The 1,026-nt window shown below is 72.3% G+C and carries 1 protein-coding gene and 1 pseudogene; one reads left to right on the plus strand and one right to left on the minus strand.

What is annotated here, in order from left to right; translation table 11 throughout:
- A partial coding sequence (locus BIU89_RS12095) for an HD domain-containing protein (RefSeq protein ID WP_139179066.1) occupies positions 1 to 385 on the minus strand: 385 nt, incomplete at its 3' end.
- A 139-nt stretch (positions 386 to 524) separates the two neighbouring features.
- On the opposite strand from BIU89_RS12095, the pseudogene BIU89_RS18595 reads away from it, so the two are divergent.
- Positions 525 to 1,026 (plus strand): annotated as a pseudogene (locus BIU89_RS18595) (cohesin domain-containing protein); the annotation flags it as partial.

Genomic DNA, 1,026 nt, shown 5'->3' on the forward strand with positions numbered 1-1,026 from the left:
CGAGCAGGTGCCCCTCGGCGTCGAGCTCCGGGTCGACGGACCGCCACATGTGCCGCTCGACGATCTCCCCGACCCGACGGGCGCGCACGGCGTCCCACCCGGCACCGAGCGCGAAGACCGAACCGACCGCGCCGCCGGCGTCCTCGAAGGGCACCCCGTGGGCGTCGAACGACGGGGTCACGCCGAGGTCGTGCAGCATCGTCGCGACGAAGAGCAGCTCGGGGTCGGGTTCGAGGTCGACCGTCGGGGCGAGCAGGACGGCCCATGCCCACGAGCGCAGGCAGTGGTGCACGAGGGCGGGTTCGGACCATGCCCGCACGACGTCCAGTGCGCGCGCAGCGACGGGGGAGGGCGGGGTGAGCAGGGCTTCGACGTCGACCGACATGGCACGACAGTAGCGGCAGGAACGAGCCGTAACGGGGCGGAAACGTGCTGGGCCAGAACCGGAAACAGCACCCCGTTAGCTTTCGGTTCACTGAGTACCCGCTCAGCACCCCTCCACCCCACCCGAAGGAACTGCGCCCATGCAGCACCGACCACGGCTGCGCCCCCGCGCGACGATCGTCTCCTCGACGCTCGTCGCCGCCGGGGCGTTCGGCCTCGCCGTCCTGACGGCCGCTCCGGCCCAGGCAGCACCCACCGCGACCACCGCCACCATCGACGCCGCGGCCACCGTGACCGTCGGCACCGCGTTCGACGTCGACCTGACGATCCCGGACGCCGCCGACGTCTACGCGTACGAGATCACGCTCGAGGCCGACTCGGTGCAGTACCGGGACGACAGCGTCACCGGCCCGGACGGTGGCTTCGACAGCGTCGAGCAGGACGGCGACGCCCTGACGATCGTGCACACCCGCCTCGGCACCTCACCGGCACTCGACGGCGACCTGGCCAGCTCGATCTCGCTGACCCCGACGGCGGTCGGCAGCGTCGACCTCGACGTCACGAGCATCACCCTCGTCGGCTCCGACGGCACGTCGACGACCCTCGACGCCCCGGCGAGCACCACCGTCGTGGTCGCCGCGG

It is taken from the genome of Curtobacterium sp. MCBA15_005, assembly GCF_001864855.1.
In the GTDB taxonomy this organism is placed as follows: Bacteria; Actinomycetota; Actinomycetes; order Actinomycetales; family Microbacteriaceae; genus Curtobacterium; species Curtobacterium flaccumfaciens.